Raw genomic sequence first — 23,038 nt, 5'->3', positions numbered from 1 at the left:
AATTTATAGTCTATTGGGATGGAGCTTTTAATAAAGCTGTAGTGGTCTAATAAAGCCGTAGAACCTCCAACTGGAGATGAGCGAATTTTTCGTATCTGACAGAAGTGGTGACTACTCCTTGAGCCTGCGCACGATTTTGTGTAGTCACCATTTTGTTGAAGGTGATCTGCTAGGTGGCCACCAATCAGTAATAAAATAACTCATCACTAATACGTCAATCACACAGTGGTATAGTTTACTTCTTCGAGGTGGCTTGGGTTACCCGTTGGTGACCATAAATTTTAAAGAATCATCTAACGAACATAGTTAAAATTAAAAAAGCGACGAAAAATCCCGCCGCTTATCCGTAATTAACCGATGAAATTACTCATCAGGGAACTCAGCCATAAAACTCTCTGCCTTTTCCACCATCGATTTACTACCCACAAAGAAAGGTACGCGTTGGTGCAGTTTGGATGGAGTGATATCCAGAATGCGGTTGGCACCATCACTGGCTTTACCACCCGCTTGTTCGGCCAGGAATGCCATTGGGTTACATTCATACAGTAGGCGTAATTTTCCTGATGGGTGGCTGGCGGTACTTGGGTAAATGTAGATACCACCTTTCAGTAAATTGCGGTGGAAATCAGCAACCAGCGAACCAATATAACGGGTGGTATAAGGGCGCTGAGTTGCTTCATCTTGTTCCTGGCAATATTTGATGTATTTCTTTACCCCCATAGGGAATTTGATGTAATTCCCTTCGTTGATGGAATACATATTGCCATTGGGTGGGAACTGAACTTTCTCATGGGAAAGACAAAATACTCCCAAAGAAGGATCGTAAGTAAAGGCGTGTACCCCACAGCCGGTGGTGTAGACCAGCATAGTTGAAGAACCATAAACAACATAGCCGGCGGCGACTTGACGATGACCTGGTTGCAGGAAATCTTTTTCAGTTACTGGCTGACCAATGGGGGTAATACGGCGGTAGATAGAGAAGATAGTACCGACGGAAACGTTTACATCAATATTTGAAGAGCCATCTAATGGGTCCATCAAAACAACATATTTTGCGTTTTCAGCGCGGTCGCCTTCGAAAATAACGATATCATCTTCTTCTTCAGAAGCGATTCCTGCAACTTCACCGCGTGCTTTCAGTGCTGCTTTGAGTTTTTCATTAGCATACAGATCCAGTTTCATCTGTACTTCGCCTTGGACATTGGACACACCGCTGGTTCCTAAAATATCCACTAAACCGGCTTTGTTGATATCACGGTGAATGATTTTTGCTCCGAGCTTAATAGCAGAAAGCAATGCAGTGAGTTCACCTGTAGCGTGAGAAAAATCTTGCTGCTTTTCGACGATGAATTCGCCTAATGTTTTCATGACGAAAGTCCTGAATGTGATTTGATAGTGGTTTTAGAGTGTCCATTGCACTCTTACGCGGGCAGTTTAGCCAAAGAAAGGGATGATTCATAGGCTATTCCATTTCTTATCTTGCTTTTGATGGTTAGAATAGTGGCTAACTTCATGCTATGGAATAGGAAATCAATGCGTATTCATATTCTTGGTATCTGCGGCACTTTTATGGGAGGACTGGCAATTTTGGCTCGTTCTCTTGGTCATGAAGTGACTGGTTCTGATGCCAATGTTTATCCACCAATGAGTACCTTACTGGAAAAACATGGGATTAATCTGATTCAGGGATATGACCCGGCACAGTTGGATTCTGTGCCAGATATGGTCATCATCGGTAATATTATGAGCCGTGGGAATCCTTGTGTAGAAGCTGTGTTGGAGCGTGGGCTCCCTTATACTTCTGGCCCACAATGGCTGCATGATTATGTTTTGCCAGAACGTTGGGTGCTGGCGGTTGCAGGGACGCATGGCAAGACAACAACTGCGGGTATGTTAGCTTGGATTTTGGAAGCCTGTGGTTATAAACCAGGTTTCTTAATCGGTGGTGTTCCGGGGAATTTTGAAACATCAGCTCAGATCGGGGAAAGCCCGTTTTTCGTAATAGAAGCTGATGAATATGACAGTGCTTTTTTTGATAAACGATCTAAGTTTGTGCATTACAGTCCACGTACGCTGATCATGAACAATCTGGAATTCGATCATGGCGATATTTTTGGCGATCTGGCTGCTATTCAGAGACAGTTCCACCATCTTGTCAGGATCGTTCCGGGTAGTGGTAAGATCTGTGTCCCGGATAACGATGTTAACCTGAAACAGGTTTTGTCTATGGGCTGTTGGAGTGAGTTGGAACTAGTGGGTGAAACGGGTAACTGGCAGGCAAAAAAGATCAGTACAGACAGTCGTCATTATCAGGTGTTTTATGGTGGTAAAGTTGTCGGAGAAGTGAACGGGTCGCTGGTGGGTGAACATAATATGCGCAATGGGTTGATTGCAATTGCTGCTGCACATCATGTTGGTGTCCAGCCCGCAGATGCCTGTTGTGCTTTAAGTGAATTTATTAATGCCCGTCGTCGTCTTGAACTACGTGGTGAGGAAAACGGCGTTACTGTTTATGATGATTTTGCTCATCACCCGACAGCAATTCTGGCAACACTCGAAGCCCTGCGTAGTAAGGTTGGAGGAACAGCCCGTATTATTACCGTACTGGAACCGCGTTCAAATACGATGAAAATGGGTGTGAGTAAGAATGAGATCGCACCAGCATTGGGGCGTGCTGATGAAGTATTTTTATTCCAGCCAGCTAATATTAAATGGCACGTATCAGAAATTGCAGATCACTGTGTTCAGCCTGCGTATTGGAGCGCTGATATAGATTCACTGGTGCATATGATTGTTGATAAAGCACAGCAGGGGGATCATATTCTGGTTATGAGTAATGGAGGATTTGGTGATATTCATGAAAAATTACTCTCTAAGTTGAATAAAAAAGCTTATCAATCCTGAGAATAGCTGCGGGAAAATGAATCGCGCCATGTTGGCGCGTTCATTTAAAGCTCTTGTTCGAACAACCCAAGGATGGCTCCACGCAGCTGTTCTGTTGTGGAATCTCTGGTGAGTGTAACGAAAATGGTGTCATCACCTGCGATACTGCCGAGTATACCTTCTGATTTACCAAGAGAATCTAGCAGACGAGCAATAAGTTGAGCAGCACCAGGGCTTGTGCGAATCACAACTATAGGATGGTTGTAATCAACGTCTAATACTAGATTTTTTAGTGGGCTAGTGGCAGTAGGAACACCAAGCTCAGCAGGCAGGCAGTAAACCATCTCCATTTTAGCATTACGGGTGCGAACAGCACCAAATTTAGTCAGCATTCTAGAGACTTTGGATTGGTTAATGTTCTCAAAACCTTCTTCCAGTAAAGCAGTAACAATTTCACCTTGAGAGCTAAATTTTTCTTCTTTCAATAACGCTTTGAAAGCTTTTACTAAGTCTTCCTGTTTAGAGGGAGTGCGCATATTTCACCATATTCAATCAGCTATGAAGCTTGTATTATGCATATAAATGAATTTTTATGCAATAATAATGATTTTATAGCCAATTTGAACCGCGCAAAATTGGTCTTATGTTATATAGAAATTCATAAAATATGAATATGGAAATTTGCTTTTTTAGCCGGTTATCAAGTAAATATATTGTTAATCAAATGATGTTGTTTGGCGTTGTTGTTGGGTGTAAGGTATTTAGCCAATTGTTTCGTAAAATCATAAGGAAATTCTCAAAATAGTGTCCGTTATCTCATTAACAGATAAGCATTTTGCCTAGAATACGGCGACTTTTGCGTCCCACGATTAGAGCGTAAGTCCACAATTTGGTTGTTAACCGATTGTTTTCAAAAAAGTAGTAATCTATGGTTCTTAACTAGATGAATTCACAGCATTTTAAAGTATAAACGATTTAAGGAGTATCAGGATGAAAGTTGCAGTTCTCGGTGCAGCCGGTGGTATTGGTCAGGCTCTTGCTCTTCTACTCAAAACCCAGCTTCCTTCAGGTTCAGAACTTTCTTTATATGATATCGCTCCAGTAACACCTGGGGTGGCTGTTGATCTGAGCCACATTCCAACGGAAGTGAAAATTAAAGGCTTTGCTGGTGAAGATGCAACTCCAGCGTTGGAAGGAGCAAATGTTGTATTGATTTCTGCTGGGGTTGCCCGTAAACCAGGCATGGATCGTTCAGATCTGTTTAATATTAATGCGGGGATCGTTCGTAACCTGGTAGAACAAGTGGCTAAAACTTGCCCGAAATCACTGATTGGGATTATTACTAACCCAGTCAACACAACGGTGGCTATTGCAGCCGAAGTGCTGAAAAAAGCGGGTGTATATGACAAAAACCGCCTGTTTGGTGTTACAACGTTGGATGTTATTCGTTCTAATACTTTTGTTGCTGAATTGAAAGGTAAAAAACCACAGGAAATCGAAGTACCCGTTATCGGTGGTCATTCTGGTGTGACAATCTTACCTCTGTTGTCTCAGATCCCTGGTGTGAACTTTACTGATGGAGAGTTGGCTGCTTTAACTAAGCGTATTCAGAATGCTGGTACTGAAGTTGTTGAGGCTAAGGCAGGTGGAGGATCTGCAACTCTGTCTATGGGGCAAGCTGCGGCTCGTCTGGGCCTCTCTTTGGTCCGTGGCTTACAAGGCGAAAGTGATGTTGTAGAATGCGCTTATGTTGAAGGTGATGGTAAATATGCTCGCTTCTTCGCTCAGCCAGTTCGTTTGGGTAAAAATGGCGTAGAAGAGCGTTTGAACATTGGTGAGTTGAGTGATTTTGAACAGAAAGCACTGGAAGGCATGCTAGATGTATTGAGAAAAGATATAGAATTAGGCGAAAAATTTATTAATAACTAATTAATATATTTTATAAATAAAAAATATATATCTATGAAACGATAAAACCGCTGGTATAGCGAATTACCGGCGGTTTTTGTTCAACTAATATATACCCGTCATCTTTCAAGTTGCCTCTTTAGTTAGCTGCACTCACTCACCCTGGTCACATCGTTATCTATGCTCCCGGGGATTCGCTCCCTTGCTGCCGCGATGCATCGTGAGATCCATTAGGGTATAATTCGTTAGCTAATTATTTGTTTGTTCGCGTACTTTCCTTTCTAATAATTCTCCAGTATTTGGATCAAAATAACGACTTGGCCAAATTTCTGAAGGGTGTATTTCCAGATAATTCGCAATTATCCATTCTCCCTTTGGCCACGGACGAGATAGTGCATTCGCCAGGGTTGATGAGCTGAGCCCTGCCCTGCGTGATACCTCAGCTAAGGTTGTTCCCCGCTTGCGTAAAGCTGCAATTATATCGGCAGGATGCCAATCAGATTTCCTTGAAATCATTTTTAATCCTTTTTTTATTAAATTTGATGCTATGTTAGTGGTATAAATAACAGGTATGCATGAGAGCAATAACGAACTTAAACCTGTTATTGAGAAATAAAATAGCATTATTTTTCTAAAAGTATTTCCAAATTTTTTCTTAAAAACTTCTTTTTTGAACTTGGTTACAAAAATAGAGAAACGTGATGAAAAAAGAGTGGTATTCGGCCAAGGAGTTAATCGGCGTGGGTGAGTTACCTGGATCACCACAAGGAGTTAATGCCAGAGCAAAACGAGAGGAGTGGTTACGTCAGAAAAGACAAGGTGTACAAGGTAAAGCAGTCGAGTATCACTACTCCTGTTTCCCGGAAACGACCATTGTAGCATTGGAGCTTCATGAATCATCTTCTGAGTATCAGGTACAGAAGCAAGATCCTTTGTCGATTTGGGTTGGTGCTTTTCATCAGTTATCAGAATCTGAGAAACAGGCTGTGATAGCCATGATTTTACGGGATGGTATCAGAAGTTTTTTAGAAAAACTTTCTGTTATTTAACCCATTTTTGGAAATTGGAAATGCCAACTAACTTGGATTCTTCTTCATTATCCCGGTGCAAAGTGAGAAGAAAAGTATGAAAAAAGAATGGTACTCAGCTAAAGAGCTGGTTGGTATTGCCGGACTTCCTTCTTCGCCACAGGGAATAAATCTGATGGCAAGGCGGGAAGGATGGGAATATAGACGTAAACGGGGTGTTCAGGGCAAGGCTCTTGAATATCATATAAATAGTTTGCCTGAAGATGTACTTAATGTGCTATCCGTAGGGGAAAGCACTATTGATTATACAAACAAACGACAAGACCCATTCTTAATTTGGATTGAGGCTTACTATCAATTAACTAAAGTTGAGCGGGAAAAAATTGTGAAATTTATTCTTCGGGAGGGGCTCGCAAAACTTATTGGTTATATTGATGTAGGTGTTGAAGACGCAGAGAAAAACCTGGAGTCAGATTAACCCCAGGTTTCGTTCTATCGATTAAGAAAGGCGTTGTACGGCGATATGGGCTAACCCCACGAGTGCTTGCTTGTATGGGGAGTTTTCCAGCGCCTGCAAAGCAGCTATTGCTTTATCTGCTTCTTCCTCTGCTCGTTTACGGGTATATTCCAGTGAACCGCACTGTTTCATGGTTGTCAGTACGGTTTCGAGTAAATGACGGCCATTACCCTTTTCAATTGCTTCACGGATAAGTGCTGATTGTTCTGGAGTGCCATGATTCATAGCGTGTAGCAAGGGCAATGTCGGTTTACCTTCGTTAAGATCATCACCAGTGTTTTTGCCTAATGTATCGCTATCAGCATTATAATCCAGCAAATCATCAATTAACTGGAATGCAGTGCCTAAATAACGTCCGTAATTTTGTAAAGCCATTTCTTGCTCTGGGGTGGCGTTAGAAAGAATTGCGGAAGAGTGCGCGGCGACTTCAAACAGCCGGGCTGTTTTACTGTAAATCACCCGCATATAATCATCTTCAGAAATATTTGGATCATTGCAGTTCATCAACTGTAAAACTTCGCCTTCAGCGATAACATTGGTTGCCTCTGACATTAATTTAAGCACTCGCATGGAGTTAAGCGCTGTCATCATCTGGAAAGAGCGTGTGTATATAAAGTCACCAACCAGCACGCTTGCTGCATTACCAAACATGGCATTGGCAGTCGCTTTGCCACGTCGCATGTCTGATTCATCTACTACATCATCATGTAACAGAGTCGCTGTGTGGATAAATTCAATTAATGCAGCAACAGTAATATGCTTATCACCCTGATAACCCAATACTCTGCTAGCCAGGATGGCAATGATTGGGCGAATGCGTTTTCCACCACCACTGATTATGTAGTAGCCCAACTGATTGATAAGAGTAACGTCAGAATTCAACTGACTAAGAATGGTTTCATTTACCGCTGCCATATCATCAGCGGTTAGCTTGATAATGGTTTCTAAATTCATATTTTTTCGGCTATGGGTTTTAATGCAGAGCTGTGTTCATATTAACATTAAAATAGTTATTGCTGTGTCTTGATTGTACTCGAAAAACAGTCTAAATAAATGACAATTCAGCAACTATGTTTTTTTATCATCTGCTCTAATTCTGCTCTTGTCTTCTTAGGCTTTTTTGCGTAGAATTCGCGCCCTATTATGAATATTTATAGCGCGCTCTGGAATGATATTTAAGGGGGCGTGCGGAAAGCGGAGTTTATATGTACGCGGTTTTCCAAAGTGGTGGTAAACAACACCGAGTCAGCGAAGGTCAAACAATTCGCCTGGAAAAGCTGGACATCGCAACGGGTGAAACTGTTGAGTTTGACCAGGTTCTGATGGTCGCTAATGGTGATGACATCAAAATCGGCGCTCCTGTCGTTGAAGGCGTTAAAATCAAAGCTGAAGTGGTTGCCCACGGTCGTGGCGAGAAAATTAAAATCGTTAAGTTTCGTCGTCGTAAACACAGCCGTAAGCAGCAAGGCCACCGTCAGTGGTTCACCGATGTTAAAATCACTGGCATCGCTTAAGATTTAGGAGAGCAGATTAATGGCACACAAAAAGGCTGGCGGCTCAACTCGTAATGGCCGCGATTCTGAAAGCAAACGTCTGGGTGTAAAACGTTTTGGTGGCGAGTCTGTATTAGCAGGCAGCATCATTGTTCGTCAACGTGGCACTAAATTCCATGCTGGCAATAACGTTGGTTGTGGTCGTGACCACACCCTGTTCGCATTAGCTGACGGGAAAGTTAAATTCGAAGTTAAAGGCCCGAAAAACCGCAAATTTATCAGCATCGAAGCTGAATAAGTTTTTCGAGTTATAAACCCTATGGATTTCAAGATGCATCGCGACGGCAAGGGAGCGAATCCCCGGGAGCATAGATAACTATGTGACTGAGGTGAGTGAGTGCAGCCAACAAAGAGGCAACTTGAAAGATAACGGGTATAAACCGAATCAGAAGCCCTGCATGTGTTGCGGGGCTTTTTATATTCTAAAATACGCCATCTCTGGGTAACACGGCCGTCCAGCACTGTAATGGCTATCATACGGAGAAAAAATATGAAATTTGTAGATGAAGCCAGGATACTGGTTGTTGCGGGGGATGGTGGCAATGGTTGTGTCAGCTTCCGCCGTGAAAAATATATTCCGAAAGGTGGGCCAGACGGTGGGGATGGTGGGGATGGTGGGGATGTTTATCTGCTAGCAGATGAAAATCTCAATACACTGATTGACTATCGTTTTGAAAAATCCTTTCGGGCAGAACGTGGACAAAATGGTCAAAGCCGTGATTGTACAGGCAGGCGTGGTCAGGATACCACGATTAAAGTCCCTGTTGGGACGCGTGTCCGTGATGCAGTAACCGGTGAGGTTCTAGGCGATATGATTCGTCATGAACAGCGTTTAATGGTAGCGAAAGGTGGATTCCACGGGCTTGGTAATACTCGTTTTAAATCTTCGGTCAACCGGGCTCCTCGCCAAAGAACGATGGGGACCTCAGGTGAAACCCGTGAATTGATGCTGGAACTGATGCTGTTGGCGGATGTTGGTATGCTAGGGATGCCAAATGCGGGCAAATCCACCTTTATCCGTGCTGTTTCTGCCGCTAAACCAAAAGTTGCAGATTATCCATTTACCACTCTGGTACCAAGCTTGGGTGTAGTAAGGATGGATAACGAACAAAGTTTCGTTGTTGCTGATATCCCAGGGCTCATTAAAGGTGCTTCCGATGGTGCTGGCTTGGGTATTCGCTTCTTGAAACATTTGGAACGTTGTCGGGTATTGCTGCACTTAATCGATATTTGTCCTGTTGATGGATCAGATCCTGTTGAAAATGCCCGGATTATTGTCAACGAGCTACAGCAATACAGTGAAAAATTGGCAGAAAAACCACGCAGGTTGGTGTTCAATAAAGTTGATCTGTTGGAGCCAGAAGAAGCTAGACAGCGTGCCCAAGCTATTGCTGATGAATTGGGTTGGGAAGGCGACTTTTATATGATCTCAGCGATAAATCGTCAGGGTGTTAAAGCGCTTTGCTGGGATATTATGGAGTTTATGAAAACTCAGCCTCGTAATATGAGCAGAACAGAAGGTGAAACTCAGCCTGAGAAAGTTGAATTCATGTGGGATGACTACCATAAGAAGCAATTGGAACAGGTTTCGGAAGTAGACGATGACTGGGATGACGATTGGGACGAAGATGACGATGAAGGCATTGAAGTTATTTACAAACGCTGATTTTTTCACTTTCTCATCATACTTTCTCATCATAATTAAGGGCGCCATCTTTGTGGCGCCAATTTTATCAGTTGTGTTGGTATAAATCTTTGTATAGCCTGCTTTCGAATCGAATCAAAGGGGCCCGACGGTTGCGATGCTCTTTTGGCGGTACGGCGTAAGCAGAAATAAATTGCACGAAAGCAACTTGTTGACCGCTAGCAGTGGTTATAAAGCCAGCTAGGTTATAAACTCCTTGCAGGGCACCGGTTTTAGCCGAAACTTTTCCGTTTACTCCTGCTTCATCCAGCCCTCCCCGGTATCTTAATGTGCCATCATGACCCGCTAATGGCAGCATGGAAATAAAATCTAATTCTTGATCATGCTGAGCAATAAACTGTAATACTTCCATCATGGTTGCTGGAGTAATTAGATTATGGCGGGATAATCCTGAGCCATCTACCATCACGGTATTTCCTAGATCGATACCTGCTTTTTGTTTTAATACTTGCCTTACCGCATCAGAACCTGAACGCCAGGTTCCTGGTATATCAAAGTGTTGTCGGCCTATTGTCCGAAATACGGTATCAGCAATCATATTGTCAGATTTTTTTAGCATGACTTTTAGCAGATCATGTAATGGTGCTGATTGATTTTGAGCCAGAACTTTTCCCGGTTCAGTTGGTAAACTTTGGCGTTTAAGATTACCTGTGATTTCAATTCCTGCAATTTGCAATTCATTTTTGAGAATTGCACCCGCATAGCTGGTACCATTTTGAATCGCGAAAGCCAGTGGCAACGGTTCACTGCGTTGAGTAAGGCATCCGGTAAGAGTAAAACGGTTCAGCTCTCCGGGAACGACGTCCAGTTCGCAGTACTGGCTTTCAGGAGAGCCTTTTGCCAACGTTTTAACTTCGCTGAACATATTTACGGGATAAAAGGATGCTACGCGGATAAATGCAGTATCACCGGGGTGTTCAGCACTATATAGCGAAACTGAAAAACAATTTCGATCTACAATTGCAGCAGCAGGGGGAGCGCTGAAACATTGGGTCATGTCATTCCATACCCAACCGGGAGCTTTATCGTGGCTGGCAAAGGCGGAAACATCTATCAAAAGATCACCGTCAATTTTTTCCACGCCAGATTGTTTCAGAACTGTGACCATATTGCGAAGTTGTTGACGGGTCAGTGTCGGATCTCCGACAAAACGAGCAATCAAATTCCCTCTCAGGATGCCGTTTGAAATTTTTCCGTGACTTTCCAGTGTGGTGATAAAGCGATAATCTTTACCCAGTTGTAACAATGCTGCAAGAGCTGTGACAACTTTCAGCGTACTGGCTGGTAGAGCCATTTGCTGCCCGTGATAATCAATTAACGGGGTACTGCTGCCCGCTTTTTGAGCGATTAACGCCAGATTAGTACCATCAGGCAGATATTGCGTATATTCCTCAACAGGTGTGGCGTTTGCGTTGGGTATAGTTAAATACAGAGCGGTAACGCAAATTAATCTGCCGGCAATTTTAAAGAAGGACATAAATTTCGCATATGGATGTAGACATACCACAATACTAAGGCGCAAAGTGGGGAAAAGTAAACGATGACCCATCACCAAGTCTACGTTAGAATGATATATTAATATGTAAAATATGATTGTGAACTCTGGGTAGTCCTATGGTTTGCACTATTGTTTATTGTCTGTAAGCCCGCCCGACAAGGTGTGCTCATTGTGCTGTTATCTGAAAACATCAGGATGATGTTGGTTTTTTGCTCAGGAAAGATTTAGAGGATTAATAAATGAAACAGATTCCAATGACGGTACGTGGCGCGGATAAGTTGCGCGAAGAGCTAGATTATCTAAAGAACGTACGTCGTCCAAAAATTATTTCAGACATTGCTGAAGCGCGTGAACATGGTGATCTGAAAGAAAACGCTGAGTATCATGCTGCTCGTGAACAACAAGGTTTCTGCGAAGGCCGTATTCAGGAAATCGAAGCTAAGCTTTCTAATGCACAAGTGATTGATGTCACAAAAATGCCCAAGGGTGGACGTGTTATTTTTGGGACTACAGTTACGGTTTTGAATGTTAATACTGATGAAGAGCAGACTTACCGGATTGTGGGTGATGATGAGGCTGATATTAAAGAAAATTTAATCTCAGTGAATTCACCAATTGCCCGCGGTTTGATAGGTAAAGAAGTTGATGACGTTGTTATTATCAAAACACCAGGCGGTGAAGTTGAATATGAGATCCTGAAAGTTGAATATATTTAACTTCGGGATTGTCCTGTTGCTATTGATTTACGTTAGGTAAAGTTGCATAAGGATCGTGGAAAAGTAAAAAAGGCCGAATATGGCCTTTTTTATCATAATATGCGCACCGCATTTTATATAAATGTGGTTTGATTATTTAGGTAAAATAATTTTGCGTTCTTCCGATTGGCGGTAAAGAACTAGAGTTTTACCGATAACTTGCACATTATATGCACCGGTCTCGCGGACAATTGCATCGGCGATCAAATTTTTGGTTTCACGATCTTCGCCTGCGATTTTGACTTTGATAAGCTCATGGTGTGACAGCGTTTGTTCAATTTCGGCCAACACACCCTCGGTCAGGCCGTTATTACCAATCATGACAACAGGTTTTAGCGGGTGAGCGAGACTTTTCAGGTGTTGTACTTGTTTTTTGTTAAGGGCCATTGTTTTTTTGCTTAGTTAGGATTGAAAACGAGACATTCTACCGCCATCTCATCTCTATCACCATAAATAGTGTGTTGTGGTTTTGATGTACGGAGCAATAGATATCTGGCTCTTTATTCGTTGTATAGTTGGAAAGGACAATGGCCAATAAAAAACGTTCGGCAAGCTCCAGTCGCTGGTTACAAGAACACTTTAGTGATAAATATGTTCTACAAGCACAGAAAAAAGGGCTTCGTTCTCGCGCTTGGTTTAAACTTGATGAAATTCAACAAAGTGACAAAATTTTTAAGCCTGGCATGACCGTTGTCGATTTAGGCGCAGCTCCTGGTGGATGGTCTCAGTACGCAGTGAGTCAAATTAGTGATAATGGGCGAGTGATTGCCTGTGATCTTTTACCGATGGATCCCATTGTTGGCGTCGATTTCCTTCAGGGTGATTTTCGTGATGAACTTGTATTGAAAACATTGCTTGAGCGAGTTGGTGATAACAAAGTCCAGGTCGTCATGTCGGATATGGCACCCAATATGAGCGGAACACCTGCGGTCGATATTCCTCGATCCATGTATCTGGTTGAATTGGCGTTAGATATGTGTCGTGATGTGCTGGCCCCCGAGGGGAGTTTTATTGTCAAAGTGTTTCAGGGAGAGGGCTTTGATGAATACCTGAGGGAAATTCGCTCCCTATTTACGAACGTGAAAATTCGTAAGCCAGACGCTTCGCGGGCCCGATCGCGTGAAGTATACATTGTAGCGACAGGGCGGAAACTATAGTACCCTGAATGCTATTTGTTAACACAGTTGTAATATGAGGTTAATCCCTTGAGTGACATGGCGAAAAACCTGATTCTCTGGTTAGTTATCGCAGTTGTGCTGATGTCGTTATTCCAGAGTTTTGGTCCCAGCGATTCCAATAGTCGTAGGGTGGATTATTCTACCTTCATCAATGAATTAGCCCAGGATCAGGTGCGCGAAGTTCGTATCACAGGTCGTGAAATTAACGTTAGTAGGAAAGATAACAGCAGATACACCACTTACCTACCAGTACAGGATGAAAAACTGCTAGATACGTTACTGAATAAAAACGTAAAAGTGGTTGGTGAACCCCCAGAGGAACCAAGTCTGCTAACTTCTATTTTCATTTCCTGGTTCCCGATGTTGCTGCTTATTGGGGTCTGGATTTTCTTTATGCGTCAGATGCAGGGTGGTGGCGGTAAAGGGGCAATGTCTTTTGGTAAAAGCAAGGCCCGTATGCTGACAGAAGATCAGATTAAAACCACTTTTGCTGATGTTGCTGGTTGCGACGAAGCGAAAGAAGAAGTTGGTGAACTGGTGGAATATCTGCGCGAGCCAGGCCGCTTCCAGAAGTTGGGTGGAAAAATTCCGAAAGGTATTCTGATGGTTGGGCCTCCGGGTACGGGTAAGACTTTACTGGCAAAAGCAATTGCTGGTGAAGCGAAAGTGCCGTTCTTTACTATCTCTGGTTCTGATTTTGTTGAAATGTTTGTTGGTGTTGGTGCATCCCGTGTTCGTGATATGTTCGAGCAGGCGAAGAAAGCAGCACCTTGTATCATCTTTATTGATGAAATTGATGCGGTGGGCCGTCAGCGTGGCGCTGGTTTGGGTGGCGGTCACGATGAACGTGAGCAGACTCTAAACCAGATGTTGGTTGAGATGGATGGTTTTGAAGGCAACGAAGGTATTATCGTTATTGCCGCGACTAACCGTCCCGACGTACTTGATCCTGCGTTGTTGCGTCCAGGTCGTTTTGACCGTCAGGTTGTTGTTGGTTTGCCAGACGTACGTGGCCGCGAGCAGATTCTGAAAGTTCATATGCGCCGGGTTCCTCTGGATACAGATGTTGATGCTTCTGTCATTGCTCGCGGTACTCCGGGATTCTCTGGTGCTGATTTGGCTAACTTGGTGAATGAAGCTGCTTTGTTTGCTGCCCGTGGTAACAGACGCGTAGTTTCTATGGTTGAATTCGAAAAAGCGAAAGACAAAATCATGATGGGCGCTGAACGCCGCTCTATGGTGATGACGGAAGAGCAGAAAGAATCAACTGCTTATCATGAAGCAGGCCATGCTATTATTGGCCGTCTGGTTCCTGAGCATGATCCTGTTCATAAAGTTACCATTATTCCGCGTGGTCGCGCTTTGGGGGTGACTTTTTTCCTACCGGAAGGCGATCAGATCAGCGCTAGTCGCCAGAAGTTGGAAAGCCAGATTTCAACCTTATATGGAGGTCGTCTGGCGGAAGAGATTATTTATGGCCCAGACAGTGTTTCTACTGGTGCATCTAATGATATCAAAGTGGCGACATCAATTGCCCGTAACATGGTAACGCAGTGGGGTTTCTCGGAAAAACTTGGCCCATTACTCTATGCAGAGGAAGAAGGGGAAGTGTTCCTTGGCCGTTCAGTTGCTAAAGCTAAGCACATGTCTGATGAAACTGCTCGTCTTATTGATCAGGAAGTTAAGGCAATTATCGATCATAACTATCAACGTGCTCGTCAGATTCTGATGGACAACCTTGATGTTCTGCATTCGATGAAAGATGCATTGATGAAGTACGAAACTATTGATGCTCCCCAGATTGATGACTTAATGAATCGTACAAATGTTCGTCCACCAGCAGGATGGGAAAGTGATAACGGCAGCAGTAATAACAGTCGCCCAACAGGTAATACACCTCCTCCACAAGCTGCAAAACCAACTGATGATATCAATACATTGGCGCAAGGTGGTGAGCAAGTAGGGCAGTCAGGAAATAAAGATCAGTAATTGTTCTATGGTTTCGTAGTCTGATTGATATTCATGAAACCCCAGGTAAGCCCTGGGGTTTTGACATTGAAGGTAGCCTAACATGAAACTCAGAGCCAGAGACAATGTTCTCGATCTTTCCCGTCCACAAGTAATGGGTATTTTGAATGTGACTCCAGATTCATTTTCTGATGGTGGGGCTCATAATACCCTGAATATGGCCTTACAACATGCTGAGAAGATGATTAATGAAGGCGCTGCGATCATTGATATCGGTGGGGAATCTACCCGTCCGGGAGCTGATGAAGTTAGTGAGCAGGAAGAAGTGGATCGTGTTGTTCCGGTTGTTGAGGCTTTAGCTCAACGATTTAATATCTGGATTTCTGTTGATACTTCGAAAGCATTGGTGATGAGTGAGTCAGCAAAAGCTGGTGCCCATTTGATTAACGATATTCGTGCATTACAAGAGCCTGGTGCTTTGGAAAGCGTAGCTAAATCTGGCTTATCCGTTTGCTTGATGCATATGAAAGGCCAACCACGTACTATGCAGGATGCTCCACATTATGAAAATTTGTTAATAGAAGTGAACCAATTTTTTACTGAGCAAATTGAACGTTGTGCGATGGCAGGGATAACAAAAGATAAACTTGTTCTTGATCCTGGCTTCGGTTTTGGCAAGAACTTGAAGCATAACTATCAGTTACTGGCGCATTTAAATCAATTTCATCAATTTGGTTTACCTGTGCTAGCAGGAATGTCACGTAAATCTATGATAGGTCAGTTGCTTCATGTGCCGCCACAAGAAAGGGTTATCGGTAGTGTAGCTTGCGCAGTTATCGCTGCTATGCAAGGAGCGCAAATTATTCGGGTACATGATGTCAAAGAAACCGTGCAGGCAATGCACATTGTCGGAGCAACACTTTCAGCAAAGGAAGAAAAGAAATTATGAGTAACCGCAAATACTTTGGTACCGATGGTATCCGTGGCAAAGTGGGAGATAGCCCAATTACGCCAGATTTTGTGTTAAAGCTTGGTTGGGCTGCGGGTAAGGTACTGGCTCGTCATGGTTCTCGTAAGATCATTATCGGTAAAGATACCCGTATTTCTGGCTATATGCTGGAATCTTCTTTAGAAGCAGGTTTAGCTGCGGCTGGTTTATCTGCTTCGTTCACTGGTCCTATGCCAACACCTGCTGTTGCTTATCTGACCCGAACTTTCCGTGCTGAAGCTGGAATTGTTATCTCTGCTTCTCATAATCCTTATTATGATAACGGTATTAAATTTTTCTCTATTGATGGTACGAAACTGCCGGATGATGTGGAAGAAGCGATTGAAGCTGAAATGGAAAAGCCACTGACTTGTGTGGAATCCGCAGAGTTGGGGCGTGCAAATCGTATTGTTGATGCTGCTGGTCGTTATATCGAATTCTGTAAAGGTACATTTCCAAGTGAGCAAAGTCTTAATGGATTGAAAATTGTACTTGATTGCGCTAACGGTGCGACTTACCACATTGCTCCAAATGTACTCAGAGAACTAGGGGCTGATGTTGTGACGATTGGCTGTGAACCAAACGGTATCAATATTAATGAAAAGTGTGGTGCTACCGATGTTCGTTTGTTGCAGCAACGTGTTGTAGAAGAGAAAGCAGATGTTGGTTTGGCATTTGATGGTGATGGTGATCGCGTTATTATGGTTGACCATTTGGGACAGAAAGTTGATGGCGACCAGATCCTTTATATTATTGCCCGTGAAGCATTGAGACAAGGACAACTGCGTGGTGGCGTTGTTGGTACGCTGATGAGTAATATGGGATTGGAGTTAGCATTGAAGCAGCTTGGTATCCCATTTTTGCGTGCTAAAGTGGGTGACCGTTATGTGCTGGAAAAATTGCAGGAAGAAGGCTGGCGTTTAGGGGCCGAAAACTCTGGTCATGTTATCTTACTGGATAAAACAACTACAGGTGACGGCATTGTTGCTGGCCTTCAGATTCTGAGTGCTATGGTACGTAACCATATGAGTTTGCACGATCTGTGTAGTGGTATGAAACTTTTGCCACAGGTACTGGTAAATGTTCGTTTCTCCGGTTCACACGATCCACTTAAATCGGAAAATGTAATTAATATTACTAAATCTGTTGAAACTGAATTAAATGGTCGTGGACGGGTATTATTACGTAAATCTGGTACTGAGCCATTGATTCGTGTCATGGTAGAAGGTGAAGATGATGTGCAAGTCACGGCCTTGGCTCATCGTATTGCTGATGCGGTGAAACATGCGGGCTAATTTGTTGTTTTTTTCCTCAAGTGATTCTGATTATTGAAATTAACCTTGCGTATCAGATGTGGTTTGGTTAGTATTCAGACCCACTCGGTCAGGTGATTAGCCTGTTTGAGTGGGTGATGCGGTATAAGGTAGCCACGTAAACCGTGGTAAACCCCACGAGGACATAGGTACGACATATGTATGGAGCTCTTTTAGTTGTTTTCTTGCTAGTTGCTATCGGGCTAATTGCCTTGGTTATGCTACAGCAGGGTAAAGGTGCTGATATGGGTGCTTCCTTTGGTGCGGGTGCCTCTGCGACGCTGTTTGGTTCATCGGGCTCTGGTAACTTTATGACTCGTATGACCGCACTTTTCGCCACTCTGTTTTTCATTATTAGTTTGGTGCTTGGCAATATGACCAGTAACCAGACTGGTGCAAGCAGTAAGTGGGAAAACATTGGCGAGCCTGCTAAAGTCGAGAAGTCAACGGAGATTCCGACGGCACCAGCAGCACCAAATAGTGATATTCCTCAGTAGTCGTCACAGGAAAGAATTAAGATGAGGCTGTTTAATCAGTGATAGCTTCATGTAGTGCCGAGGTGGTGAAATTGGTAGACACGCTACCTTGAGGTGGTAGTGCCCACACTAGGGCTTACGGGTTCAAGTCCCGTCCTCGGTACCATTATTCGGATAGCTTGCGTTTTTGCAGCTATCGGCGTAATATTTGCCACGTTTTCGAACGCGGGATGGAGCAGCATGGTAGCTCGTCGGGCTCATAACCCGAAGGTCGTCGGTTCAAATCCGGCTCCCGCAACCACTTCTTAAATTGAGATGCACCTTTTTGAACGAAATAATTCAGCAATATTTGAAATATTGATTCTGATTTAAAGGGGCATGAAGTGAGTGGTTGAAGCCACTGGCAGCAAATAGGGTCCAGTTGCATAAAGCCCCGAATTTCGGGGTTTTTTGTTATTTGACAACAGAACTACTGGGCTAATTAGCCCTTTTTTTATGTCTTGGGGGTGGGCTTGTCCACATTAGAGCAAAAATTAACAGCGATGATTTCAGCACCAGTTGAAGCTTTAGGCTTTGAGTTAGTCGGCTTGGAGTTTATTCGTGCACGTGTTTCTACACTGCGGATTTATATTGATAGTGAGAATGGTATCACTGTTGATGATTGTGCTGATGTTAGCCACCAGGTCAGTGCGGTATTGGATGTCGAAGATCCTATCTCAGTGCTTTATAACCTGGAAATTTCTTCACCTGGCTTAGAACGCCCATTGTTCACGACTGAACATTACCAGCGTTTTATTGGTGAGGAAGTCAGTCTGGTTTTACGTATAGCAATGCAAAACCGTCGGAAATGGCTGGGCATTATTAAAACTGTCGACGGCGAAATGATCACGGTTACGGTGGATGGAAAAGATGAAGTGTTCGCACTGAGCAACATCCAGAAAGCGAACCTGGTACCCCACTTTTAAAGTTCGGATGAGGCAACTAGGATGAATAAAGAAATTCTGGCTGTTGTGGAAGCGGTTTCCAACGAAAAATCCCTTCCACGCGAAAAGATCTTCGAGGCGCTGGAAACAGCATTGGCCACAGCCACCAAGAAAAAATATGAACAAGATATCGATGTTCGTGTCAGCATTGACCGTAAATCTGGTGATTTTGACACTTTCCGTCGTTGGTTAGTTGTTGAAGAAGTGACTCAGCCGACTCGTGAAATTACGCTAGAAGCGGCTAGATTTGAAGAGCCTGAAATCGATTTGGGTAGCTATACCGAAGATCAAATTGAATCAGTAACGTTTGATCGTATTACAACGCAAACCGCTAAACAGGTTATTGTACAAAAAGTACGTGAGGCTGAGCGCGCTATGGTTGTTGATCAGTTCCGCGAACAGCAAGGTGAGATCATCACCAGTGTGGTTAAGAAAGTCAATCGTGAGAATATCACTCTTGATTTAGGCAATAATGCTGAGGCCGTTATCCTTCGCGAAGATATGTTACCAAGGGAAAATTTTCGCCCAGGTGACCGCGTGCGTGGTGTACTGTATGATGTTCGCCCTGAAGCACGAGGTGCGCAACTGTTTGTCAGTCGTTCCCGCCCGGAAATGCTGGTTGAACTGTTCCGTATTGAGGTTCCGGAAATTGGTGAGGAGCTGATTGAAATTAAAGCTGCTGCCCGCGATCCGGGATCTCGCGCTAAGATTGCAGTAAAAACGAATGACAAGCGTATCGATCCGGTAGGTGCTTGCGTTGGCATGCGTGGCGCGCGAGTACAGGCTGTTTCCAGTGAACTGGGCGGCGAACGAATCGATATCGTACTGTGGGATGATAATCCTGCTCAGTTTGTCATTAATGCTATGGCTCCGGCTGATGTTGCATCTATTGTTGTCGACGAAGACAAGTGTACGATGGATGTTGCCGTTGAAAGCAACAACTTAGCGCAGGCTATCGGCCGTAATGGTCAAAATGTGCGCCTGGCTGCGCAGTTGTTGAAAAAACATCGTGGTGATGACAAATGGGAATTAAATGTCATGACTGCTGAAGAGTTACAAGCAAAACATCAGGCAGAAGCTCATGCTTCTATTGATACATTCACTAAGCATCTCGATATTGATGAAGAATTTGCTACTGTTCTAGTCGAAGAAGGGTTCTCAACTCTGGAAGAATTGGCCTATGTACCAATTAAGGAACTTCTAGAAATTGAAGGCCTTGATGAGGAAACTATCGAAGTCCTGCGTGAACGTGCGAAAGCTGCTTTAACTACTCTGGAACTGGCTCAGAAAGAAAGCCTCAGTGATAAACAACCAACTGAAGAGTTGTTAAATCTGACTGGTATGAATCGTACTCTGGCATTTGACCTAGCTGCCCGTGGCATCTGTACGCTGGAAGATCTTGCCGAGCAGGGTATCGACGACCTATCTGATATTGAAGGTTTGAATGATGAGAAAACAGGCGAGCTCATCATGGCTGCCCGAAATATCTGTTGGTTTGGCGATGATGCGTAATAAACCGTAGCAGGAAGGAACAGCATGACAGATGTAACCGTAAAATCACTGGCAGAAGAGATACAGACTTCGGTTGATCGCTTGGTACAGCAATTTGCTGATGCAGGGATTAAAAAAACCGAAACTGATTTTGTCTCCCAGAAAGAAAAAGAAGCTTTACTGGCGCATTTGAACCGCGAGCAAGGTGGTTCAGCTGGTAAACCCGATAAATTGACATTGCAGCGTAAGACACGTAGTACGCTGAATGTTTCAGGCACCGATGGTAAAAGCAAACCGGTAGCCGTTGAGGTCCGCAAAAAGCGTACATATGTGAACCGTGATGCAGTTGAACAGGCTAAAGCGGAAGAGCAGGCGAAGCGTGAAGCGGAAGAGCAAGCACGGCGCGAAGCAGAAGAAAAAGCGCAACGCGAAGCCGAAGCAGCAGCGAAGAAACTCGTTGAAGAGCAGGCTAAACGTGAGGCAGAAGAAAAGGCCAAACGTGAAGCAGCTGAAAAAGCTAAGCGCCAGGCAGCGGAAAGTGAAAAAGTGACCAATCAACATACCGAACATAAACAGAAACCAGCACAGACTGATAAAACAATTCAAAGTGAAAAAGCACGCCGTGAAGCAGAAGCTGCCGATCTTAAGCGTAAAGCAGAAGAAGAGATGCGTCGTAAGGTAGAGGAAGAAGCTAAACGCGTTGCTGAGGAAGCTCGTCGTATGGCTGAAGAGAATCAGGATAAGTGGTCAAGTGATTCAGATTCCATTGATAGCGACGATTATCATGTCACTACCTCCCGTCATGCCCGTGCAGCAGAAGACGAAAATGATGCTAAAGTTGAAGGTGATCGTCGTGCCCGCGGTCGTAGTGGTAAGGCTACTCGCCAGAAGAAAAATAATAAACATTCTGAATCTAAAGCAGATCGTGAAGAAGCCCGTGCAGTTGGTCGTACAAAAGGCAAGCAACGTAAAACCAGTACATTGCAACAAAGTTTCAATAAGCCTGTAGCTGCTGTTAACCGTGATGTTGTGATAGGTGAAACTATTACTGTTGCTGAATTGGCGAATAAAATGGCTGTCAAAGGTTCTCAGGTCATCAAAGCCATGATGAAAATGGGTGCAATGGCAACCATTAATCAGGTGATCGATCAGGAAACTGCACAGCTGGTTGCTGAAGAAATGGGCCATAAAGTTATCCTGCGTCGTGAGAATGAGCTGGAAGAAGCGCTGATGAGCGACCGCGATACAGGTGAAGCTGTTGCTGAACCGCGTGCGCCGGTTGTGACCATCATGGGTCACGTTGACCACGGTAAAACTTCTCTGCTGGATTATATTCGTTCTACGAAAGTTGCTTCTGGTGAGGCGGGTGGTATTACCCAGCATATCGGTGCTTACCATGTTGAAACTGACAGTGGCATGATTACTTTCTTGGATACCCCAGGGCATGCGGCATTTACTTCAATGCGTGCACGCGGTGCAAAAGCTACCGACATCGTAGTCCTGGTTGTTGCTGCTGATGATGGTGTGATGCCTCAGACTATCGAAGCTATTCAGCATGCAAAAGCAGCGAGTGTGCCTGTAGTTGTTGCGGTTAACAAGATCGACAAACCAGAAGCTGATCCGGATCGCGTGAAGAGTGAGCTTTCTCAGCACGGTGTTCAGCCTGAAGAGTGGGGTGGTGAAACTCAGTTTATCAATGTATCCGCTAAAGCGGGTATTGGTATTGATGAATTGCTGGACGCAATCTTACTTCAAGCTGAAGTTCTTGAACTAAAAGCAGTCCGTTCTGGTATGGCAAGCGGCGTTGTTATCGAATCATTCTTGGATAAAGGCCGTGGCCCGGTTGCGACAGTGCTGGTTCAGGAAGGTACTTTGAACAAAGGTGATATAGTACTTTGTGGCTTTGAATATGGACGAGTTCGTGCAATGCGTGACGAGCTAGGTCGTGAAGTGTTCTCCGCGGGGCCATCTATTCCAGTGGAAATCCTTGGCCTATCCAACGTACCTGCGGCTGGTGATGAAGCAACTGTTGTACGTGATGAGAAGAAAGCTCGTGAAGTTGCTCTGTATCGTCAGGGTAAATTCCGTGAGGTCAAACTGGCTCGCCAGCAGAAATCTAAACTGGAAAACATGTTTGCTAACATGGAAGAAGGTGAAGTTTCTGAATTGAATATTGTTCTGAAATCTGACGTTCAGGGATCATGTGAAGCGATCCGCGAAGCATTGGAACAATTGTCTACTGATGAAGTGAAAGTGAAAATCATCGGCTCTGGCGTAGGTGGTATTACTGAAACTGATGCAACACTGGCTGCTGCTTCTAATGCAATTATTCTGGGCTTCAATGTTCGCGCCGATGCTTCTGCACGCCGGGTTGTTGAAAATGAAAGTTTGGATCTGCGTTATTACTCTGTTATCTATAGCCTGATTGATGAGGTTAAACAGGCAATGAGTGGTATGCTGGCACCTGAATATAAACAGCAGATCATGGGACTAGCAGAAGTTCGCGATGTGTTTAAATCACCGAAATTTGGTGCGATTGCGGGTTGTATGGTGACCGAAGGTACTATTAAACGTAATAATCCAATTCGCGTGTTGCGTGATAACGTAGTGATTTATGAAGGTGAATTGGAATCCCTTCGCCGCTTTAAAGATGACGTTAACGAAGTCCGTAATGGCATGGAATGTGGTATCGGTGTTAAGAACTACAACGATGTTCGTGTTGGTGACATGATCGAAGTATTTGAAATTATTGAAGTTAAACGATCTATCGCTTAATTCCTACCACTGGTTAATT

22 protein-coding genes and 2 tRNA genes are annotated in these 23,038 nt (G+C 43.9%); 18 read left to right on the top strand and 6 right to left on the bottom strand.

What is annotated here, in order from left to right:
* Nucleotides 1–363: 363 nt before the first annotated feature.
* Nucleotides 364–1,368, bottom strand: coding sequence for a class 1 fructose-bisphosphatase (gene fbp, locus PluTT01m_RS23335; protein ID WP_011148626.1), 1,005 nt, complete (start codon nucleotides 1,366–1,368; stop codon nucleotides 364–366).
* A 165-nt stretch (nucleotides 1,369–1,533) separates the two neighbouring features.
* On the opposite strand from fbp, the gene mpl reads away from it, so the two are divergent.
* On the top strand, nucleotides 1,534–2,904 hold the full coding sequence (gene mpl, locus PluTT01m_RS23330; RefSeq protein WP_011148625.1) for a UDP-N-acetylmuramate:L-alanyl-gamma-D-glutamyl-meso-diaminopimelate ligase: 1,371 nt from the start codon (nucleotides 1,534–1,536) through the stop codon (nucleotides 2,902–2,904).
* 44 nt (nucleotides 2,905–2,948) lie between these two features.
* On the opposite strand, the gene argR is transcribed toward mpl, so the two are convergent.
* Complete coding sequence (argR, locus tag PluTT01m_RS23325) at nucleotides 2,949–3,419, bottom strand: transcriptional regulator ArgR (RefSeq protein WP_011148624.1); 471 nt, start codon at nucleotides 3,417–3,419, stop codon at nucleotides 2,949–2,951.
* A gap of 454 nt (nucleotides 3,420–3,873) precedes the next feature.
* Here argR and mdh point away from each other — a divergent pair, with 454 nt between their 5' ends.
* Nucleotides 3,874–4,812, top strand: coding sequence for a malate dehydrogenase (gene mdh / locus PluTT01m_RS23320; protein ID WP_011148623.1), 939 nt, complete (start codon nucleotides 3,874–3,876; stop codon nucleotides 4,810–4,812).
* Nucleotides 4,813–5,040: 228 nt separating this feature from the next.
* Here the strand turns inward: mdh and PluTT01m_RS23315 are convergent, their stop codons facing one another.
* A complete protein-coding gene (locus PluTT01m_RS23315; RefSeq protein ID WP_011148622.1) occupies nucleotides 5,041–5,307 on the bottom strand; it encodes a helix-turn-helix domain-containing protein in 267 nt (88 codons plus the stop codon).
* Nucleotides 5,308–5,492: 185 nt separating this feature from the next.
* On the opposite strand from PluTT01m_RS23315, the gene PluTT01m_RS23310 reads away from it, so the two are divergent.
* Nucleotides 5,493–5,840: a DNA-binding protein gene (locus PluTT01m_RS23310; protein WP_041380419.1), complete on the top strand. Its 348-nt coding sequence runs from the start codon at nucleotides 5,493–5,495 to the stop codon at nucleotides 5,838–5,840.
* 76 nt (nucleotides 5,841–5,916) lie between these two features.
* On the top strand, nucleotides 5,917–6,297 hold the full coding sequence (locus PluTT01m_RS23305; RefSeq protein WP_041380418.1) for a DNA-binding protein: 381 nt from the start codon (nucleotides 5,917–5,919) through the stop codon (nucleotides 6,295–6,297).
* A gap of 21 nt (nucleotides 6,298–6,318) precedes the next feature.
* Here PluTT01m_RS23305 and ispB read toward each other — a convergent pair whose 3' ends face one another.
* Complete coding sequence (gene ispB / locus PluTT01m_RS23300) at nucleotides 6,319–7,290, bottom strand: octaprenyl diphosphate synthase (protein WP_011148619.1); 972 nt, start codon at nucleotides 7,288–7,290, stop codon at nucleotides 6,319–6,321.
* 251 nt (nucleotides 7,291–7,541) lie between these two features.
* Here ispB and rplU point away from each other — a divergent pair, with 251 nt between their 5' ends.
* The 3 genes from rplU (at nucleotide 7,542) to cgtA (ending at nucleotide 9,555) form a co-directional block, all read left to right on the top strand.
* The gene (gene rplU / locus PluTT01m_RS23295; RefSeq protein WP_011148618.1) at nucleotides 7,542–7,850 is read left to right on the top strand and encodes a 50S ribosomal protein L21; all 309 of its coding nucleotides are present in this window, start codon (nucleotides 7,542–7,544) and stop codon (nucleotides 7,848–7,850) included.
* A 19-nt stretch (nucleotides 7,851–7,869) separates the two neighbouring features.
* Nucleotides 7,870–8,127 (top strand): 50S ribosomal protein L27, encoded by a 258-nt coding sequence (gene rpmA, locus PluTT01m_RS23290; RefSeq protein WP_011148617.1) that lies wholly within the window; start codon nucleotides 7,870–7,872, stop codon nucleotides 8,125–8,127.
* Nucleotides 8,128–8,379: 252 nt separating this feature from the next.
* Complete coding sequence (gene cgtA, locus PluTT01m_RS23285) at nucleotides 8,380–9,555, top strand: Obg family GTPase CgtA (protein ID WP_011148616.1); 1,176 nt, start codon at nucleotides 8,380–8,382, stop codon at nucleotides 9,553–9,555.
* Between the two features lie 67 nt (nucleotides 9,556–9,622).
* On the opposite strand, the gene dacB is transcribed toward cgtA, so the two are convergent.
* Entirely contained in the window at nucleotides 9,623–11,071 is a 1,449-nt protein-coding gene (gene dacB / locus PluTT01m_RS23280) for a serine-type D-Ala-D-Ala carboxypeptidase (RefSeq protein WP_011148615.1), read from the bottom strand.
* Between the two features lie 260 nt (nucleotides 11,072–11,331).
* Here dacB and greA point away from each other — a divergent pair, with 260 nt between their 5' ends.
* Entirely contained in the window at nucleotides 11,332–11,808 is a 477-nt protein-coding gene (gene greA, locus PluTT01m_RS23275; RefSeq protein ID WP_011148614.1) for a transcription elongation factor GreA, read from the top strand.
* A gap of 132 nt (nucleotides 11,809–11,940) precedes the next feature.
* On the opposite strand, the gene yhbY is transcribed toward greA, so the two are convergent.
* Nucleotides 11,941–12,234: a ribosome assembly RNA-binding protein YhbY gene (yhbY, locus tag PluTT01m_RS23270; protein ID WP_011148613.1), complete on the bottom strand. Its 294-nt coding sequence runs from the start codon at nucleotides 12,232–12,234 to the stop codon at nucleotides 11,941–11,943.
* 140 nt (nucleotides 12,235–12,374) lie between these two features.
* Between yhbY and rlmE the strand changes: the two genes are divergently transcribed.
* From rlmE to infB, 10 genes are all read left to right on the top strand, one after another.
* Nucleotides 12,375–13,004 (top strand): 23S rRNA (uridine(2552)-2'-O)-methyltransferase RlmE, encoded by a 630-nt coding sequence (gene rlmE / locus PluTT01m_RS23265; RefSeq protein WP_011148612.1) that lies wholly within the window; start codon nucleotides 12,375–12,377, stop codon nucleotides 13,002–13,004.
* Between the two features lie 48 nt (nucleotides 13,005–13,052).
* On the top strand, nucleotides 13,053–15,014 hold the full coding sequence (gene ftsH, locus PluTT01m_RS23260) for an ATP-dependent zinc metalloprotease FtsH (protein WP_011148611.1): 1,962 nt from the start codon (nucleotides 13,053–13,055) through the stop codon (nucleotides 15,012–15,014).
* An 82-nt stretch (nucleotides 15,015–15,096) separates the two neighbouring features.
* Entirely contained in the window at nucleotides 15,097–15,942 is an 846-nt protein-coding gene (folP, locus tag PluTT01m_RS23255) for a dihydropteroate synthase (RefSeq protein ID WP_011148610.1), read from the top strand.
* Nucleotides 15,939–17,276 carry a phosphoglucosamine mutase gene (gene glmM, locus PluTT01m_RS23250; protein WP_011148609.1) on the top strand — a complete coding sequence of 446 codons (1,338 nt, stop codon included), beginning with the start codon at nucleotides 15,939–15,941 and terminating at the stop codon, nucleotides 17,274–17,276. The genes folP and glmM overlap by 4 nt, the downstream gene beginning before the upstream one ends.
* Nucleotides 17,277–17,452: 176 nt before the next feature.
* The gene (gene secG / locus PluTT01m_RS23245; RefSeq protein WP_011148608.1) at nucleotides 17,453–17,791 is read left to right on the top strand and encodes a preprotein translocase subunit SecG; all 339 of its coding nucleotides are present in this window, start codon (nucleotides 17,453–17,455) and stop codon (nucleotides 17,789–17,791) included.
* Nucleotides 17,792–17,847: 56 nt separating this feature from the next.
* A tRNA-Leu gene (locus tag PluTT01m_RS23240) sits at nucleotides 17,848–17,936 on the top strand.
* Between the two features lie 58 nt (nucleotides 17,937–17,994).
* A tRNA-Met gene (locus tag PluTT01m_RS23235) sits at nucleotides 17,995–18,071 on the top strand.
* Between the two features lie 211 nt (nucleotides 18,072–18,282).
* Nucleotides 18,283–18,735 (top strand): ribosome maturation factor RimP, encoded by a 453-nt coding sequence (gene rimP / locus PluTT01m_RS23230; RefSeq protein WP_011148607.1) that lies wholly within the window; start codon nucleotides 18,283–18,285, stop codon nucleotides 18,733–18,735.
* 21 nt (nucleotides 18,736–18,756) lie between these two features.
* On the top strand, nucleotides 18,757–20,265 hold the full coding sequence (nusA, locus tag PluTT01m_RS23225) for a transcription termination factor NusA (RefSeq protein ID WP_011148606.1): 1,509 nt from the start codon (nucleotides 18,757–18,759) through the stop codon (nucleotides 20,263–20,265).
* 24 nt (nucleotides 20,266–20,289) lie between these two features.
* Complete coding sequence (infB, locus tag PluTT01m_RS23220) at nucleotides 20,290–23,019, top strand: translation initiation factor IF-2 (RefSeq protein WP_011148605.1); 2,730 nt, start codon at nucleotides 20,290–20,292, stop codon at nucleotides 23,017–23,019.
* The last annotated feature ends 19 nt before the right edge of the window (nucleotides 23,020–23,038 follow it).

Origin of the sequence: Photorhabdus laumondii subsp. laumondii (assembly GCF_003343245.1) — a bacterium.
Classification (GTDB): Bacteria; Pseudomonadota; Gammaproteobacteria; order Enterobacterales; family Enterobacteriaceae; genus Photorhabdus; species Photorhabdus laumondii.
This window is presented reverse-complemented; position numbering and strand designations above follow the sequence as displayed.